The 17,440-nt window shown below is 39.6% G+C and carries 16 protein-coding genes and 1 CRISPR repeat array (1 of these 17 only partly in view); of the genes, 5 read left to right on the forward strand and 11 right to left on the reverse strand.

The features are described 5' to 3' along the window. Window positions 1–1,100: a CRISPR direct-repeat array (repeat unit 31 nt; unit sequence GTTTCAAATCCCATAGGGATTGCTTCATAAT); it begins 2,460 nt to the left of the window's first position. Window positions 1,101–1,241: 141 nt separating this feature from the next. The 11 genes from cas1 to AC4JOV_RS09315 all read right to left on the reverse strand — a co-directional run bounded on the left by cas1 (window position 1,242) and on the right by AC4JOV_RS09315 (window position 10,517). Beyond that, complete coding sequence (gene cas1, locus AC4JOV_RS09265) at window positions 1,242–2,240, reverse strand: CRISPR-associated endonuclease Cas1 (protein WP_229937863.1); 999 nt, start codon at window positions 2,238–2,240, stop codon at window positions 1,242–1,244. A 17-nt stretch (window positions 2,241–2,257) separates the two neighbouring features. Then, complete coding sequence (gene cas2 / locus AC4JOV_RS09270; RefSeq protein WP_229937862.1) at window positions 2,258–2,536, reverse strand: CRISPR-associated endonuclease Cas2; 279 nt, start codon at window positions 2,534–2,536, stop codon at window positions 2,258–2,260. 9 nt (window positions 2,537–2,545) lie between these two features. Then, window positions 2,546–3,046, reverse strand: coding sequence for a Dna2/Cas4 domain-containing protein (locus AC4JOV_RS09275; RefSeq protein WP_229937861.1), 501 nt, complete (start codon window positions 3,044–3,046; stop codon window positions 2,546–2,548). A 12-nt stretch (window positions 3,047–3,058) separates the two neighbouring features. Next, window positions 3,059–5,398: a CRISPR-associated helicase Cas3' gene (cas3, locus tag AC4JOV_RS09280; protein WP_229937860.1), complete on the reverse strand. Its 2,340-nt coding sequence runs from the start codon at window positions 5,396–5,398 to the stop codon at window positions 3,059–3,061. Next, the gene (cas5, locus tag AC4JOV_RS09285; RefSeq protein WP_229937859.1) at window positions 5,398–6,162 is read right to left on the reverse strand and encodes a CRISPR-associated protein Cas5; all 765 of its coding nucleotides are present in this window, start codon (window positions 6,160–6,162) and stop codon (window positions 5,398–5,400) included. The genes cas3 and cas5 overlap by 1 nt, the downstream gene beginning before the upstream one ends. Further along, on the reverse strand, window positions 6,155–7,228 hold the full coding sequence (gene cas7b / locus AC4JOV_RS09290) for a type I-B CRISPR-associated protein Cas7/Csh2 (protein ID WP_229937858.1): 1,074 nt from the start codon (window positions 7,226–7,228) through the stop codon (window positions 6,155–6,157). The genes cas5 and cas7b overlap by 8 nt, the downstream gene beginning before the upstream one ends. Beyond that, window positions 7,225–7,740, reverse strand: coding sequence for a hypothetical protein (locus tag AC4JOV_RS09295; protein WP_229937857.1), 516 nt, complete (start codon window positions 7,738–7,740; stop codon window positions 7,225–7,227). Before AC4JOV_RS09295 ends, cas7b begins: the two co-directional genes overlap by 4 nt. A 2-nt stretch (window positions 7,741–7,742) precedes the next feature. Then, a complete protein-coding gene (locus AC4JOV_RS09300; protein WP_229937856.1) occupies window positions 7,743–9,200 on the reverse strand; it encodes a hypothetical protein in 1,458 nt (485 codons plus the stop codon). Next, window positions 9,197–9,892: a CRISPR-associated endoribonuclease Cas6 gene (locus AC4JOV_RS09305; RefSeq protein ID WP_229937855.1), complete on the reverse strand. Its 696-nt coding sequence runs from the start codon at window positions 9,890–9,892 to the stop codon at window positions 9,197–9,199. Before AC4JOV_RS09305 ends, AC4JOV_RS09300 begins: the two co-directional genes overlap by 4 nt. Window positions 9,893–10,075: 183 nt before the next feature. Beyond that, the gene (locus AC4JOV_RS09310; protein WP_229937854.1) at window positions 10,076–10,390 is read right to left on the reverse strand and encodes a helix-turn-helix domain-containing protein; all 315 of its coding nucleotides are present in this window, start codon (window positions 10,388–10,390) and stop codon (window positions 10,076–10,078) included. After that, the gene (locus AC4JOV_RS09315) at window positions 10,383–10,517 is read right to left on the reverse strand and encodes a hypothetical protein (RefSeq protein ID WP_256444111.1); all 135 of its coding nucleotides are present in this window, start codon (window positions 10,515–10,517) and stop codon (window positions 10,383–10,385) included. The genes AC4JOV_RS09310 and AC4JOV_RS09315 overlap by 8 nt, the downstream gene beginning before the upstream one ends. 588 nt (window positions 10,518–11,105) lie before the next feature. Here AC4JOV_RS09315 and murJ point away from each other — a divergent pair. From murJ to AC4JOV_RS09340, 5 genes are all read left to right on the forward strand, one after another. Continuing rightward, window positions 11,106–12,512, forward strand: coding sequence for a murein biosynthesis integral membrane protein MurJ (gene murJ / locus AC4JOV_RS09320; protein WP_229937853.1), 1,407 nt, complete (start codon window positions 11,106–11,108; stop codon window positions 12,510–12,512). Between the two features lie 49 nt (window positions 12,513–12,561). Further along, complete coding sequence (gene cysS, locus AC4JOV_RS09325; protein ID WP_229937852.1) at window positions 12,562–13,971, forward strand: cysteine--tRNA ligase; 1,410 nt, start codon at window positions 12,562–12,564, stop codon at window positions 13,969–13,971. Window positions 13,972–14,056: 85 nt separating this feature from the next. Next, window positions 14,057–15,760: an ABC transporter ATP-binding protein gene (locus AC4JOV_RS09330; RefSeq protein ID WP_229937851.1), complete on the forward strand. Its 1,704-nt coding sequence runs from the start codon at window positions 14,057–14,059 to the stop codon at window positions 15,758–15,760. Window positions 15,761–15,802: 42 nt separating this feature from the next. Next, the gene (locus tag AC4JOV_RS09335) at window positions 15,803–16,312 is read left to right on the forward strand and encodes a hypothetical protein (protein WP_491522138.1); all 510 of its coding nucleotides are present in this window, start codon (window positions 15,803–15,805) and stop codon (window positions 16,310–16,312) included. Between the two features lie 15 nt (window positions 16,313–16,327). Further along, window positions 16,328–17,410 carry a quinone-dependent dihydroorotate dehydrogenase gene (locus AC4JOV_RS09340; RefSeq protein WP_229937849.1) on the forward strand — a complete coding sequence of 361 codons (1,083 nt, stop codon included), beginning with the start codon at window positions 16,328–16,330 and terminating at the stop codon, window positions 17,408–17,410. Window positions 17,411–17,440: the final 30 nt, after the last annotated feature.

The following is a 17,440-nucleotide window of genomic DNA, read 5'->3' on the forward strand; positions in this document are numbered from 1 at the left end:
AAAAACAGGTTTCAAATCCCATAGGGATTGCTTCATAATAAAGTGGTATTCTCCAATACAACCAATGAGCTTGCGTTTCAAATCCCATAGGGATTGCTTCATAATGCAGATGAAAAAGGCGTAAGGGTGTCTAAGAAATGTTTCAAATCCCATAGGGATTGCTTCATAATCAACGATCTCCCCGTATTCACTTAGCAGGTTGCCTTGTTTCAAATCCCATAGGGATTGCTTCATAATTTTCACAAAGACCGATACCGATACTGTATGGGGTGGTTTCAAATCCCATAGGGATTGCTTCATAATGAAGAGAAAGGCACGTTTGTATAGTCTCCGTATGGAGGTTTCAAATCCCATAGGGATTGCTTCATAATTTCAATACACGGCCCGTCTTAACATCACGATTTAGTTTCAAATCCCATAGGGATTGCTTCATAATTCACAAGATAGATTTTCACTCATGCTCTCTTCCTTGTTTCAAATCCCATAGGGATTGCTTCATAATGATTTTTTAAGTTCGTCTCTCATCTAAGTACCTTTAAAGTTTCAAATCCCATAGGGATTGCTTCATAATTATTCCTTTGACTCAGGAGTTTTTAGCATACGTTCGTTTCAAATCCCATAGGGATTGCTTCATAATTTTTGAGATTAACGTCTGCCTGCTCTACTTCGGTGTTTCAAATCCCATAGGGATTGCTTCATAATTAGAGGGGCGTACAATGCAAACAGATGCACTATTGTTTCAAATCCCATAGGGATTGCTTCATAATTATGTTGAGACTTGCCGATTCTGTCAGCACACTAAGGTTTCAAATCCCATAGGGATTGCTTCATAATCGTTGCCGTCACGCTTTTATATGTTCAAGATCAAGGTTTCAAATCCCATAGGGATTGCTTCATAATGGCTTCAGGATGTCCGGTACTTCATCGCCCCTGATAAGTTTCAAATCCCATAGGGATTGCTTCATAATAAATCTTGAACTGGAACATTAGCCATCTCTGCAGAGTTTCAAATCCCATAGGGATTGCTTCATAATTTCGCCCTTATGACAAAGCAGCGATTGAAGCTTTAGTTTCAAATCCCATAGGGATTGCTTCATAATAGCAAAAAAGTGCCTATATCTCTATAAAGAGACTGTTTTTTCGATTATTTTTTACCTGTGATTTTCATTAATGTATCTGTAGTATAAGTCTACAAAGTACAAAGTAACAGCTATGATCTCAACTTAAATATAGCTTTATCGTCATGCATAAATAAAAGCTTGGTACTCTGCTGATTCGCAAACAGACTTTTTGATACGATTAACTTCTTTTCTAATGACTTGCCGCCAGGTAAGTTTCTGTTCACCCAAAGTAATCTGCTGTGTCATTTTCTGGATAATCTTCAGCTCTATTTTTTTGATCGCTTCATTGCTAAACCGTATCCTGCCGCTATCCGTTTTAAAGTCTGTACTCGTTATCTCTTTTTTATTGAGCATCGTAAAGATGATATTATCACCTATCGCAGGTTTAAATATCTCTGCAATATCCAGATGTAAACTAAGTGATCTATAGTTTGGCTCATGCAAAAACCCTATCCTTGGATCAAGCTCCGTTTTGTATATCTCACTTAGGACAATATTGTAAATACGTGTGTTCATGTAGGAGATAAAACTGTTGATCTTATCAGTGGGCGGCTGCTTACTGCGGATAGTAAATTTGAAACTGCGCTGGTTGTTGATAATAGCATTCCAAGCCTGATAGTAATTCTTCTTAAATGCCCCCTCAGCTGCCATCAGTTCATTGATATTGGTTGCCTTCTCCATAGCTGTGATATAGGGTTCAGGCGCCATATCTACTTTATGCCGTTTACAGTTATGAATCCCATTGAGGATATGCCCACGGGTGATCTCCTTGGCGAGATAGAGACGATGTACAGGATCATCAAAAGCACGCAGCTGCTGTAGCAGTACAAATCCGCTTTTATTGACACTATTGGAGGTATTGGGGAAGAAGTTGCCTCGGAAGCTTCCATACGCACTGAAAAAATGCAGTAGGATATTATTATTTGCAATAAATGCCAGCGTATAGCTGTCGATATCGACTTTGGAAAGTATGTAGATCTCATCAATTGCATTGATAGGAAGGATCTTCGTGCCGATGACATTATCCTCTTCATCATAGCGGTCAAAATAGAGATTGTTATCCTGTCGTCTCAGTCTGCCGTGACTCATCAAAAAATGTGTTCTATCCGTCTTTTGCATTATTTCTCCCCCTCTTGCTAGCTAAATAATACCTCGTTCTTATCAAGCCCCATGACGATACGTTCGGTATAGTTAAGCCTGGTTGATTCATAGATGACTATGGAGTCAAGCTTTGTATCCACGGCTTTGAGCAGCTCTGCTTTGAGCTTTTTGAGATCACTGGGTCTCATCTCACCCTCAAAGACCGAGTATTGCACCCTTGTAAGATACTTCTCCACGGCTTTTCGTATACGGCGGCTGTTGTCCCGTTCTTTCTGGTTTCTGTCTGCAATATCATAAAAGAGGATGACATACATTCCTTACTCCTAATAACAATAGTCCCGATACCCGCATGCCTTGCAAAACTTGATCTTTTGAAATGGCGGCGGGGTATCTGTCCCGAGGAAATGACTAACCTCATCAACAAGGTTTTGCATCTTATGCATATTCGCTTCATTTCCTTCAACAAAAAGTACCGTCTTTCCACTAACCACCTTGCCGTTGATCTCTCTGAGTTTCAGAGAGTTTTTGAGCTGATACATATAAAAGAGCAGCTGCATCTTTGCACCTTCCGGGTTCTTGAGTGTCTTTTTGTACTCGGTGACGAGGTAATGTCCTCTCTGCTTTCCGATCTTATCAAACTTCAGCTGCGAAAATGGGAATGTATGAAGCTGATCCTCCTTGATCTCCGCCAGGGCTTTCCCCATCGCGATATTCTCATCCCACTGGTCCGCATGGATACGTCGGCTATAGAGCCACGCTTCACGCTTGCAGGTGACGTAGTAGTGGATGAGAGTGCCGGAGATGAGGGTTTGGTCGAAGGTCATTTTATCTTCTTTTTAATCAAATCCATAATCCCAATATTCACCATTCCATCCTATTTCATAACTATATCTTTTCGTATAGTTATCAAAAGGACAGATATGAATATTAGTAAAGTCTTGAAACTCTTTAGTATTAAACATTTTTTCTAATTGTGTTGTTTCTTCTTTTTTAACATCAATTATGTATTTTGACATTCTTTTTTCCAACTTTTTCAATTTGGATTTGATTTCCATTTTTTTTGAAAGCTCTGTAGTTGCTCTAGCTTCTCTGAGTAAAGCAAATTTTTTCTCTCTGTAACATTGAGCCAAATTAGGTTTAGTCTCGACAAAGACAGGTACAAGATTCGGAATTTTTTGCATGAAATTTTTTTCAAACTCTTCAACAACAGATTGAAATTCAAGCTTTTTCATCTTTTCATATAAATGTAAAGAGATAGTTCTATCCATTACCTCTTGAAAGTAGTTATTCACTTTTTCTAAAATTTCACTCTCTTTAATTTCATTTCCTAAAAACTCATCTTGTTCATCAATCAACATATCTTTTTCATGATAAGGATGCGATTTTCCATTCTTATATATAGGATGAGGCTTAATAGAGAATACTATTAATGTACAATCCTTATTATCTTGACCAGCTTCTTTTTGATTGTTACGATTGATACGCCCTGCCGTCTGAATAATGCTGCCGTAAGGAGCTAACTCTCTAAAACCAATATCAAAGTCCAAATCTACCCCAGCTTCTACCATTTGTGTAGAAATTAAAACTACATTTATATCACCTAATTTCTTTTTAATCTCTTCAATTTTCTGTTTTCGGTGTTTTGGAATCAGATGAGTACTGAGTAAATAAAGATTTTCTACTCCATTTGTTTTTAAATCATCATAGATTTTTTTTGCAAACTTTTTAGTATTGACTACACATAATACTGATTGATTTTTGGATTTATTTTCAATCTGTTCTAGCAAAGATTGTTCATCATCAGATAACTCATATTTCATATCCAATTGGGGGACAATCGTATATCTATTGTTCTCCGTATAATATTCTGTACTTAAAAGTTGGGCAAAACTCTCTTGATTAAAAAACTGCTGAATAGCTGGAATCGTTGCCGACATCAAAATAAAATGAACATTATACTGCTCTGCCAAAAAGCTTAATGTAATCGCTACATCTTCGAGTAAAACTCTAGGAATGGATTGAATTTCATCTAGGATAACAACACTATTTTGTAATTTCCAAAATTTAAGCAAATCACTATTTTTATTAGAAAAAATAGTGTAAAGAAATTGATTAAAAGTCGTCACAATGACATTGTCAAATGCCCATGTTGCCGTAATATAGTCATTTTTTTGGAGGACTTGTGCATTTTCCGTATCGGGTTCTATGCAATTTTTGGAGTCTGTTAAATGATGGTATTTGAGTAGGATATTATCTTGGTCAAATTCAAAAATATCGTAATAGTCAGTATAAGTTTGATCGATAATGCTTGTAAACGGTAAAGCCGTAATAATGGTTTGTTTATCAAAATCTTTGGCGATTTGTAGTGACAAGTGCAAGGCAGCAAATGTTTTACCGATTCCTGTAGGAGCTTCGATAATAAATATTTTTTTGTCTTTGTCCTTTTGATAGTTTGCTAAAATCTCTAGTCTTGCTTGATTTCGTTTGTCATTTAAATTATTTTGATTCTTCCCTTTTTCTTGGATAATGCTCTCTAACCTATCAATGTATTTCGAGGCTTTAAAAGTTTTTTCTTGCTTATAGGCTTGATTGAAAATAGCTTCATATTTGTCGGCAAAGATGAGTTTTGAGAATCGGATTTTAAAGAGAAAATATTCTTCTATAGTGTCAAATTCATATTTCTTATGTTCTAAAATATTCTTATAAAAGAAAAGAAACTCCATAAGTTCTTTATTGATTCTCTCTTGTGTCAGTTCACGTAAAACAGGTTTTGCCATAAGAAATAGTTTCTCATGAATTTTTTTAACACTCTTTTGACTAAAATTCATAAAATAGTGTTTTTTGAAGCCATCTAAGGTAAAATTAAAATTACTGCTAATGTCTTGTTCAATATCAGGTAAGTTTCCATGATGTTTGTTGATAGCATATAAGTTTGCTAAAAAATCCTCAAACTTCTCTTTATCATGCCTCATAAAAAAGTAAAAAAATGATGATTCAAAAGCATGAGTTGTTTTTTTATTGCTCTTTTTATTAATGTAATCTTGAAACTCTTGGGATATTTTTCCGATATCATGAAAAAAAGATACGATTCTATGCTCTTGATCTTGGGGAAATGATTGATAAATACGGTAACAATGGCTACTTAAATTGATATTGGGGTGGGATTTATACTTCATTACACTAACACTACATTTATATGCTCTTTTGAAATAAAAATCTCTTTAAAATGTATTGAATAGTATTGACATTTTCTGAGTGTAGTTACACCGGTTGAGAAAACAACGGTTTGATAATTAGAATATTTCCGATTGTTATCAAAACTTCCTTTTTCTACTTTGGTTGCCATCCGAACCGTTGTATAAATACTGTTCAAGTCAAAGCTTTCTATTTCATACTCTTTAGGAAAAATAGAATCAATTTCAATATTTTCTCCCTCTAAACCTTCAATAGTCTTAATTTCAAGATACTCAAACATTCCTGCAAACTCACTATTTCCAAGATAGATAGGATATTTAGGTGTTCTATTTTTTAAATTTTGCTCCAACCTCTTAGAGTAATGTGGATGTTGCACAATAATGATATATTTTGGATTAATTAAAAGTTCCCTATTGGTTGGTTTTGGTTTAACAAAATCGGGAGATTCTATTGTTTTTTCACCTTTTTTTATTTTATCAAACTTGGATTTTACCCCAGATGTGTAATCATCAATAAAGTTTTGTGAAAATGTTTGTTTAACTAATGGATTCAAAGAGACAATTGAATAATTAAACTCATACAATTTCTCATCACTTTTGACATCATCTATACCAATCATTGCACCAATAATCCCTGCTATTGCTGTTTTTGTCGGCATCGGCAATGAAAAAGTATTGCTTATTCCCAAAGGATCGGCAAACGAGGCAAAATTACCTCTTAGTTCAAAAGCAACTATATCATTCATTGCTTTCTTGCCCTTTGGTTAATGATTGAATATTAAAAGGAGTTACAACTGTCAAAGTGATTTTCTCTTGTTCTTTTGATTCCAATAAATTTGTGAAAATATTTTCAATACTCTGTCTTTTTCCTTCTTCATCTATTGACAGTATATCTTCATCTATAATAATTTGTATCTCTTGAATATGTTCTTTAATATGTCCCAGTTTTTCATCCAATCTTGAAAAATCAATACCGTTATAAGAGTTCACATCACTAATGTCCATTAAATCAATTTCTTCTTTGGGTTGAATGCTCACAAGTTCATCTAGCAACCCAATGTAATAATTGCTATTCTCTTTATAAACAATACGGATAAAGGCTCTTGATTTTTGATTTTTGCTGGTTGTTTTTAAAAAGTTGGTTCCATGCCAAAGAGCATCGATCATCTCCACAATATCCTCTTCGGTTGTATCCAATTTTTGTGCATTAGCTCTATTAATCGTGCCATATACGGCAAATAAACCATATTTGATAGCAGGTTTCATACCCAATGTTTTAGATTCGTTTCCTTCACTGCCAAAACCACCCGTAATAGGGTTTGGCATAATAATCGTAGGATTTAATGATTTTGACCAGCTAAATTGTACACTTCCGATAATTTCCATTTTTGGTTTAGGTACAACCGCTCCAAAAAGTCGGATATCAATACATTTTTTTACAGCATCCCAATTAGAGAGTTGTTTCTGCTCATTTGCTGTTTTTATCTTTTCTTTTGCTTCTTTGTTTCCATCAATTTTAGCAGCTTCTTGCACCCCTAATTCTTTCGCTCTATCACTTGCCAGTTGTATGGTTTCATTGGATACAAAGATATATTTATTATAACTCTCTTTTTCCTCTCCACTTGGTTTATTGAAACCTTTTTGATTAAGCATATAATCACGTATCGTTCGTTTGATTCGTACATCACTGACAATTGCTTTATTGTCGGATTCATCAAATCTTGGTTGGTTTTCAGCCATTCTATCACCATTTTGATTGGCTAACTTCACATCATATAAAAATAGTATTTCACTTTGTCTTGCACTACTCATTGTTTATTCTCCTTGTTGTTTAATTCTTTGACAAACTCTTTATAAGCTTCACTCTCTTCTAACATGGTTAGAAAATTTTCATAGGCATCCATCCCCCAATAGATACAAAACTCAACTTTTGCATTAGAGGCTGATGGTGACTTCTTTAATTTCAAATTCTCTATCTCACGGCATAACTCTGTAGCAATTGGATGATTCAAATCCAGTCGTCTCATCTCACTAGTTGTTCGAGTAAAAAGTTTTAAGAGGTTAACTTTGTTAAATGGTTGCCAGCTCAACCACTTTTTTAGTGTCACACTCTCATATTTACCATAAGCTGATTTGAGAATTACCTGAATAAATGCTCCAATCAGAAATGCTATTTGAAGTTGTGCATTATTCTGAATAAAACCAACTTCATCTTGCTTAAAAATAGATTTCTGTGCATAATCTACAAAACTTTGATTTGTCTCTCGTATGTACCGATTTAGATACTTTCTTTTATACTCTTCTTTTTTGTTATCTTCAGTCATAATTATCCTTTCAATGCATTGATTTTATTCAAAAATGCTATCAATATTCGATGCTTCAGTGCAATATCTTTTGGAAATTTTAGATAGGTTTTAATACCCTCATCCATCCTAAGATATTCACCGATACTATGAGAACTCCCTTTAGTTGTAAATTCATAATTGACATTTTTATTAACCAGTTTGAGTAATTCATCCATATTTATTTTTTGTCTTCCCAAAAGAAGCGAAGCTAAAAAAATGCGTTCATTAGCTAAAAATCGTTTGTATTTATATGAAGTTCCAACTTTATCCATCTCTTTGCCATTAAATCTAGCCCATAACGCATTTCTACAAAAATAATCCATAAGATAAACAGTTTCAGAGTCTTTTTGACTCAGTTTATAAAAGCCATCACTAATAGTAAAATCTTTAAAATCATACATCAAATCCCAAATTTGATTAATTTGACTTGGCATTACATCTTGAATTGTTCCAAAAATTTCTCGTTGATTATTATTGTCTTCATAAAATATAAAATCAAATGTAACAATATTAGTTTGCTCATTACCTACTAACCAATCACTCATCATTTTTATCTCTTCAAAAAAACTTTTGCTTGTAGCATCTGAAAAATGTGATAATCCTTTAGCAGTCTTGATTTTATCAACAAGTTTTTTCGTTAATTGTTTGTCTTGTGAAGATGGAATAATGTAAAATTTTAATCTTTCATACTCTTTTTTTAAAAAGCCTTGTTTATCACAAAATAACCAACCTTTATTGATATTGGCTCCATCTAATTCATGTAGAGGAATTTTTTCATGAACTTCTTTATCTTTCATCGTACCATTATAATTATCTGTATTAAAAAAATTTATATCAGGTTTGAAGCCTATAGGAGCTAAATCTTCAGTAAAGAAAGATGACCCACTCAATTTAATATTTTTTCCTCTTTTAATAGGATTTCCTGCAAAATTAGTTAAAACTTCAGGACATAGCTCATAAAAAGTTTTACCATTGATAAGTGTTATAAAAATTGTTTTAGCTGTTGCTTTCGTAGCTTCTAATTGCGTAAGTATTTCTGCTTTATCATTTTTCAATATTTGTAAAATCTTTGACAAAACTCTTTTATATTTTTTGGTATGTTTCAAAACCGAGTTTTCAATGCTGACTATATTTTGAGTTAATCCTTTTTGAGTGTCTTTATTGATGACATTAGGATAGAGGTAAATAGTACCAGAACCACTACCTCCGATTTTTTTTGTAAGAAAGAGTTTCTCTTTATTTAAATTAAATTTTTGAATATAGTTAGGTTCAATAACTACTGTCCATTCTATTCGATTTTTAGACTTTATCGAAACAGATAAATTTAAGACAATAAAATTATAGTCATCAAGATTTTCAATGTCTTGTCGTAAATCTTGTGCAAAATCATTACTGTCTATACATTCACCAATTTTATATAGTTTTTCTGCTAAACTCATCTTTCCCCATCTTCATTTTTAACTTTGGATTTTATCTCCTCCACAAACCCCAATCCCTGCATCCCATGCGCACCGAGACCGGTATCGAGTATCATCTCCAGCATCTTTTCTGTTGCTTTGATCTCATAGACACCGTACCACGATTTGATCGCTCCTTTCTCATAGGAAAAGATCCGTTCTCTCGGTTTTTGTCCTACAGTATCCAGCACAAATTCACCTTCATAGGGTTTGCCGAAGAGTGCTTCGTATTTCTGAAGCGTATGGTTGCGTATGATCTCCTGGAATTTATAGGTTTTTGGTTCGAGGTATATCTTTTTGGAGGAGTTGCCGTCTTTGATCGCCGCTGCAACAAATCCGCCGACTTTGATAGAACTATCCAGTGCTTGCCGATGCTGCAAAGAAACTTCCGTCGAAGCGATGTGTATTTCTCCCAGTTTCAGCCCATCGAAGAGTATCTTCTGGGCAATGGCTTTTTCATGTGCTTTATTGAGCGCGGTATAACGGATAGAGAGGTCATTACCGCGATAGACGATCCTGAAATTCATCGACTTGAAAACTTTCCCGTTAGGATGTTTATAGCCTTCATGCTCTTTATCATCAAGCGTCGTATAGACAAATGATTGAAAAAGTTTTGGAAGCACCCTTTTTACAGGTAGATTGGCAGTTGGTATCTTCGCATTGATTATCAGCATTTCTTCCCCTGAAATGAACTTAAAAAAAGTATACTACGTTTTGATCATAAATTTACTTAATGTGAAAATATCAATGATCCTCGGGCTCAGAGCTTTCTGTTTCTTATATATGCGCTACTCTTTAAAATCTACTAAAAATGTTCCCATGCTTCCCCTCCCCTTCATTGGGACTAAAGAGTAAGACTATACCCTCTCCAGGCGCTCAAACATATCCGGGTACATATCTGTCAATGCAAGCAGCGTAACAGCCTGTTCGTTTGGCTTGCTGGTCCCAAGCTCCCACTTCTCAAGCGTACGGGTGGAGATATGCAAAAAATTGGCAAATACCGCCCGACTCATACGGTATTTTTCCCTGATGCCCCGTATCTCTTCCGGAGTAAGGACCTTACGCTCCTTGGGCGTCACTTCCGTTGTCCTGAGCGTCAGCTTAGCCTCTTCATATGCTCTTGCATCATCAAGCCCCTGCTTCAACTCTGCAAACAAATCTCTTTTACCCATTTTTGATCTCCTCTGTAATCGCTTTGAGTACCTTCTTTTGACTTGGAGTAAGCGCTTCCATCTCGTTTTTTGCATAGATCGTCAAGAGATGAATATGACTTTTATCTGTCAGATAAAGATAGATCATAGGTACTTTGATTTGATAAATATCATTTATTATACCCTTGATGGGGATAGTTGTCAATCCCTCTCACACTTGTGTTTTGGTACTATCACAACTTTCATATTCATACATGTAATTTCCATCGTCATTCCCGACTAGCACCTCAAGAGTATTTCCTGCGTGCATCGGGAATTTACAATTTTATTGTGCCCTCTTGATGAGTTACACTGTACAGTATATTAGGTTGTGGATCCCCGGGTCAAGCCCGAGGATGACAGATCTATGCAAATTAAATTACTCTCTAACATGAAAGACAAAAAGTATCTCATTTTGTTATAGTTTATATGATGTAATCAACTTTAGGGTAGAATACACCTAATTCATATCATAACTTTAGCGTATGCGTTTACCTTGCCATTCTTGGCAAATATCCCAAGAGTATTTCCTACGGGCATCGGGAATCTACAAATTTTTTATGCTGACTTGACTTGCGACACTGCACAGTATATTGGGTTGGGGATCCCCGGGTGCCCATAGGAAATGCCCCTGGGGTGCAAGCCCGAGGATGACGTATGAGCAAAAGTTGAGTTAATTCGTACACTAAAGAGAAACATGCGTTTAAAATCCATTTTTACCAACAGCTTTGGTATCCTCTTCTCCCGTATCACCGGTCTGGGGCGTGATGTCCTGATGGCATCTGCACTGGGGGCATCGGTCTGGTCGGATATGTTTTTTGTGGCGTTCAAACTGCCGAACCTCTTCCGCCGTATCTTTGCCGAAGGGGCATTCACACAGGCCTTTATGCCTTCTTTTGTTGCCAGCAGGCAGAAGGGTGTTTTTGCGACGGCTATCTTCCTGCGGTTTCTGCTTTTTTTGGGTGCTTTCTCTCTGCTGATCACCCTCTTCCCCGAACCGATCACCAAAGCACTTGCATGGGGTTGGGAGTGGGAGCAGATAGGGCTGACTGCCCCGCTGACCGCGATCAACTTCTGGTATCTTGACCTGATCTTTATCGTCACCTTCCTTGCCACGCTTTTACAGTACAAAGAGCACTTTGCCACCACGGCGATGTCTACAGCACTGCTCAATATCTCGATGATCGTTGCACTGTGGCTCTATATGAAAGAGGATCCAAAGAGCGTCGCCTATGCACTGAGTTTTGCCGTCGTAGCAGGCGGGGTACTTCAGGTTGCCGTGCACTTCATCGCCATCAAACAGTTCAACCTTCAGCGTCTCCTGATCGGCGGCTGGAAATACCGCAACAAAAAAAATGTAGAGGAGGAGAAAGCGCATTTCAACAAACTCTTTTTGCCCGGTATCTGGGGAAACTCCACACCGCAGATCTCCGCCTTTGTCGATACGATACTGGCAACTTTCCTGATGACCGGATCGGTCTCCTACCTCTTCTATGCCAACCGTGTCTTCCAGCTCCCTCTCGCGATCATCGCCATCGCCACTGCCACGGCACTTTTTCCTACGGTCTCCAAGGCGATCAAAAACGGTCAGGAGACCAAAGCCTATGCCAACCTCGACAAGGCATTCTGGCTTCTGGCGTTTCTGCTCAGTTTTGCCATGCTGGGAGGGATACTCCTTGCCGAGCCGATCGTCTGGCTCCTCTTTGAGAGAGGGAAGTTTACCGAACTCCAGACACTGGAGACCGTCTCAGTGCTTCAGATGTATATGGTAGGACTGCTGCCGTTCGGACTGGCAAAGCTCTTCTCTCTCTTCCTCTACGCTACGCACAAACACCTTAAGGCTGCAAAGATATCACTCTATTCGCTGATCACCTCCGTAAGCGGTTCCTTGATCCTTATGCATCCTATGGGAGCTTCGGGTCTGGCACTTGCCGGAAGTATCGGCGGATGGGTACTCTTTATCCTGACGGTGAAAGAGGTGGGAGTAGATCGTTTTTATGCCATTTTACGCTCGAAAAAGCTGCTCTATCTGCTCTTGGGATCGGGACTTTTTACACTCCTGCTCCTATACCTCAACATCTGGCTTACCGGGCTCATTAGATAAATTGGATATAATCGCAGTACTATAAATTTGATTGAAGGTAGCCTACTCTATGCAGATCTATGACAGCGTACAGAAAACAAAAGTTCCATTTGAATCCATTAAAAAAGGCGAAGCCAGTATCTATGTATGCGGCCCCACGGTCTATGATGATGCACACCTGGGACATGCACGCAGCGCTTTGGCGTTTGACCTTCTGGCACGTACGCTTAAGACCCTTGGGTACAGAGTCACGATGGGGAAGAACTTCACCGATATCGATGACAAGATCATCAAAAAAGTAGAAGAGACAGGCAAAAGTCTGGAGGAGATCACCACCCTTTACATCAACCGCTATCTGGAAGAGATGGATGCGCTCGGTGTCGTACGTTCGGATATAGAACCCAAAGCAACCGAGTCCCTTGAAGCCATCGAGCAGATGATACAAACACTGATAGATCAAGATATCGCCTATGTGATCAGCAATGGGGATGTCTACTTTGACACAAGCAAGGATGCACACTATGGCAATGTCTCGCATCAGGTCGGAGAGGATGAGGAGAACCAGAGCCGTGTAGAACACACCTCTGAGAAACGAAACCCCAAAGACTTTGCACTCTGGAAAGCGTGTAAAGGGGATGAGGATATCTGTTTTGATACCGCATTCAGCAGGGGACGTCCGGGATGGCATATCGAGTGTTCCGCGATGATCGAAAAACACTTTGCCAAAGATCATGGTACAGAGGAGTACTCCATCGATATTCACGGCGGCGGTGCAGACCTGCTCTTCCCTCACCATGAAAATGAAGCTGCCCAAAGCCGCTGTGCTACCGGGCATGAGCTTGCCAAGTATTGGATGCACAACGGTTTTGTTCAGATAGACGGGGAGAAGATGAGCAAAAGCCTGGGTAACAGCTTCTTTTTGAAAGATGCACTGAGTGCCTATGACGGGGAGGTACTGCGCTATTACCTTAACTCCGTGCATTACCGAAATGATTTCAACTTCAATGAAGAGGACCTGCTTACCGCCAAAAAGAGACTCGATAAGCTCTACCGGCTCAAAAAACGTGTTGTTCCAGGAAAGGGTTCAGCGGTAAACAAGGAGTTCAAAAAAGCACTCCTTGAGGCGATGAGCGATGATCTCAATATCTCTATCGCACTCTCTGTGATCGATGAGATGGTAGCAAAGGCCAATGAACAGCTCGACACCAATCCAAAGGACAAGGCACTCAAAAAAGAGACGATCGCCAATATCGAATTTATCGAACTCCTCCTTGGCTTTGGAGGGAAAGAGCCCTATGCCTACTTCCAGATCGGTATCGATGAAGCACTCAAAACAAAAATAGAAGCGTTGATCACAGAACGTAGTGAAGCGAAAAAAGCAAAAGCATTCGAACGCTCCGATGCAATCCGTGATGAACTCACAGCCATGGGGATCGCTATCATGGATACAGCTGAAGGAACGGTATGGGAAAAAGCCTGACGGATAAAAGTATGACCACGCCATACATACCCCAACTGCTCCTTGCTTCCTGCCACCTGCTATCTCACACCAAAAGGTGTACCAAATGAAAGAACTCCTCAAACAGTATCTACCTTATCTCTCCGGATATAAAAGAGAGTTCTTTTTTGCAATACTGGGGATGATCGGCGTGGCTGTCGGTACTGCCGGGACCGCACAGCTTGTCAAACCTGTACTTGATGATGTCTTTATCAATAAAGATACCCAGATGCTGATACTGATGCCATTCTTACTTTTTGCTGTCTTTGCACTCAAAGGGATCGGCGGCTATATCCAAACCTACTATACCTCCTATATCGGCCAGGATGTGGTACGAAAACTCAGGGACAACCTGGTGTCACACCTTACACATCTCGATATGGGATTTTTCAGACAAATGCACAGCGGAGAGATACTCTCACGTATCACCAACGACATCACCCGTATCCAAACCGTCGTCGCCAATATCATCCCGGACCTTATCAGGGAGACACTGACCATTATTGCACTCACAGGGTATGTCATCTACGAGAGTCCCAAGCTGGCACTCTACTTTCTTGTCATTATGCCATTGGCGATCTTCCCCCTGAGCAGACTCTCAAAAAAGATGCGGAAATACTCCAAATCCTCCCAGGAGAGTACTGCAGATATGACGGCAAGACTCGGTGAGATACTCTCCAATATCGAAGTGATAAAGTCCAACTCAACCCAAGGCTATGAACAGCAGCGTTTTGAAGAGCAGAACCGAAATGTCTTCAAATACATTATGAAACAGATCAAGACCAATGCCCTTACCTCACCGATAATGGAGATACTCGGTTCTGTTGCCATCGGAGTCGTGATCTATATCGGAGGTAAAGAGGTGATAGAGGGGAGGATGAGTGTCGGTGCATTTTTCTCTTTCTCGGCAGCACTTTTTATGCTCTATACTCCCATCAAACGCCTCTCCAGTCTCTACAACAGAGCCCAGGATGCCATCAGTGCCAATATCCGTATGAATGAACTGCTTGATACGAAGCCGTCTATCATTTCAGGCCATGATGTACTGGTGGATACGGTGAAAAACATCGCATTACAGAATGTCTCGCTGAATTATGATGAGACCCCTGCATTGAAGGGTATCTCGTTTGATGTGCAGAGAGGAGAGTCCATTGCCCTGGTAGGTGACAGCGGTGCGGGGAAAAGCTCTCTTGTCAATCTTCTGGTACGCTTCTATGATCCAAGCAGCGGTACAATTCTTATCAACGGTCAAGACTACAGAGACTTTACCCTTGAATCGCTCCATCATAAGATCGCTTATGTGACACAGCGTATCTATATCTTCAATGATTCGATCGCAGCCAATGTCGCCTATGGTGAAGAGATCGATGAGGCGCGTGTCATTGAGGCTTTAGAGAAAGCATTTGCGATGGAGTTTGTCGAAAAGCTCGAAGAGGGTATCCATACACAGCTTTCTGAAGGGGGAGGTAATCTCTCCGGCGGACAAAGACAGCGTATCGCCCTTGCCCGGGCACTCTACAAAAACCCTGATATTCTGATACTGGATGAAGCGACCTCCGCACTGGATAATAAAAGTGAAGCACTGATCCAGCAGGCTTTGAGCACACTCAAATCAAAAATGATCACCTTTACCGTTGCACACAGACTAAGCACCGTAGAAGATGCAGACACCATTTTGGTCTTTGAAAACGGGAAGATCATCTGTAGCGACACACATGCCAATCTCCTGGAAAACTGTCAGGTCTACCAACGTCTCGCAAGTAAGTTATAACGCGATAGATGGTATAATTTACACTAATCCATACAAAGGTCCGTGATGATTAGAATGCTCTTTACCCTCATGCTTTTCTTCAGTCTGGCAGATGCGCAATTCAAAAAGAATTTTTCCTTTGTCGGGATCTCTGCTTCAACGGAAACGGTAGATATCGAGAATGAAGATCTCACACATAAAGCCGGTGTGGGGATCAGATACGGACAACAGTCACAGGAGTGGAGAACGGTATTCGCATTGGAGTACCATCAAACAAGCTATCAGAGTTTTTCCGTAGAGATCGATAAGATCCTTCTGGACGAGATGTTCGGCACACCGAAGTTCAGACCTTATCTCGGGGGAACAGTCGGCTACATGAACTATGATGAAGATCAGCTGGAGATGGCGTATGAAGAGACCAAGGGCTTTTACTTTGGCGGAAACTTTGGATTTATCATCTATGCCACGGATGATATCGATGTTGATCTTGGATATCACTACTACAAAGTGCAAAACCTAGACTTTTTGGATGATCTTCACGGCCTGACTTTGGCTATCCATTACTTTTATTAACCACGGGAGAACACAGTGTCATTTTTTTCTTACCAAACCCTCAAAAAAATTCTTTTTAATTTCGATCCGGAAACGGCGCATGCGATTGCCAGTCTGGGACTCAGAACGGTGGCACACTGCCCTACCCTGATGCGTATGGTCAAGGACCACTACTTTGTCGATGACACAATGCTGCATCAGGAGTTTTTCGGACGTACCTTCAGAAACCCTGTAGGATTGGGGGCAGGTTTTGACAAGAACGGTCAGTATATTACTGCGATGCCGACCCTGGGATTCGGATTTACAGAGATCGGTACGGTGACACCGAAACCGCAGCCGGGTAATCCCAAACCGAGACTCTTCAGACTCACGGATGATGACTCCCTCCAAAATGCAATGGGCTTCAACAACAAAGGAAGCCACTATATGATCCAGCGTCTCAAGAAGCTCTACTTCCTTGACTATCCTGTGGGTATCAACATCGGGAAAAACAAGGTCACACCCGAAGAGGAAGCACTGGGTGACTATGAGACACTCTTCAGAGCCTTCAAGGACTATGGAGACTATATCGTCATCAATATCTCTTCACCCAATACACCGGGTCTGCGTGATCTGCAAAATGAAAACTTCATCAAAGCGATCTTTGATATGGCAAAAGAGATCACCTCTCAGCCGGTTTTTCTGAAAATTGCTCCGGATATGGAAGCCGAAGATGCGATCACACTTTGTAAAGTAGCGGTAGATGCCGGTGCAGCAGGGATCATTGCTACCAATACAACTATTGACTACTCTCTGACGGATTCACCGCTTAAACGTACTTTCGGGGGAATTTCGGGTGCATTGCTTACCGAAAAGTCCTACCAGCTTTTCAGAGCACTGGGGAAAGAGCTCTACGGTAAGACCATGCTGATATCGGTCGGAGGTATCGACTCGGCAGAGGAAGCCTACAGACGTATCAAAGCCGGAGCATCCCTGGTACAGGTCTACTCGATGCTTGTATACAGAGGTCCTGAACTGATCAAAGAGATCAATGAAGGGCTGATCAAACTGTTAAAGCAGGACGGCTACAGTCACATCAGCGAAGCAATCGGAGCCGATTGGAGAACAAATGAAAAGTGAAGAACTAAGAATGAAGAATGCATGTAAGCT

The sequence above is a fragment of the Sulfurovum sp. MH2-6 genome, assembly GCF_058374785.1.

Bases quoted from the DNA above. Each gene is read 5' to 3' on its own strand.
- cas1 (WP_229937863.1), bottom strand. From the start codon at position 2,240: ATGCAAAAGACGGATAGAACACATTTTTTGATGAGTCACGGCAGACTG.
- cas2 (WP_229937862.1), bottom strand. From the start codon at position 2,536: ATGTATGTCATCCTCTTTTATGATATTGCAGACAGAAACCAGAAAGAA.
- AC4JOV_RS09275 (WP_229937861.1), bottom strand. From the start codon at position 3,046: ATGACCTTCGACCAAACCCTCATCTCCGGCACTCTCATCCACTACTAC.
- cas3 (WP_229937860.1), bottom strand. From the start codon at position 5,398: ATGAAGTATAAATCCCACCCCAATATCAATTTAAGTAGCCATTGTTAC.
- cas5 (WP_229937859.1), bottom strand. From the start codon at position 6,162: ATGAATGATATAGTTGCTTTTGAACTAAGAGGTAATTTTGCCTCGTTT.
- cas7b (WP_229937858.1), bottom strand. From the start codon at position 7,228: ATGAGTAGTGCAAGACAAAGTGAAATACTATTTTTATATGATGTGAAG.
- AC4JOV_RS09295 (WP_229937857.1), bottom strand. From the start codon at position 7,740: ATGACTGAAGATAACAAAAAAGAAGAGTATAAAAGAAAGTATCTAAAT.
- AC4JOV_RS09300 (WP_229937856.1), bottom strand. From the start codon at position 9,200: ATGAGTTTAGCAGAAAAACTATATAAAATTGGTGAATGTATAGACAGT.
- AC4JOV_RS09305 (WP_229937855.1), bottom strand. From the start codon at position 9,892: ATGCTGATAATCAATGCGAAGATACCAACTGCCAATCTACCTGTAAAA.
- AC4JOV_RS09310 (WP_229937854.1), bottom strand. From the start codon at position 10,390: ATGGGTAAAAGAGATTTGTTTGCAGAGTTGAAGCAGGGGCTTGATGAT.
- AC4JOV_RS09315 (WP_256444111.1), bottom strand. From the start codon at position 10,517: ATGATCTATCTTTATCTGACAGATAAAAGTCATATTCATCTCTTGACG.
- murJ (WP_229937853.1), top strand. From the start codon at position 11,106: ATGCGTTTAAAATCCATTTTTACCAACAGCTTTGGTATCCTCTTCTCC.
- cysS (WP_229937852.1), top strand. From the start codon at position 12,562: ATGCAGATCTATGACAGCGTACAGAAAACAAAAGTTCCATTTGAATCC.
- AC4JOV_RS09330 (WP_229937851.1), top strand. From the start codon at position 14,057: ATGAAAGAACTCCTCAAACAGTATCTACCTTATCTCTCCGGATATAAA.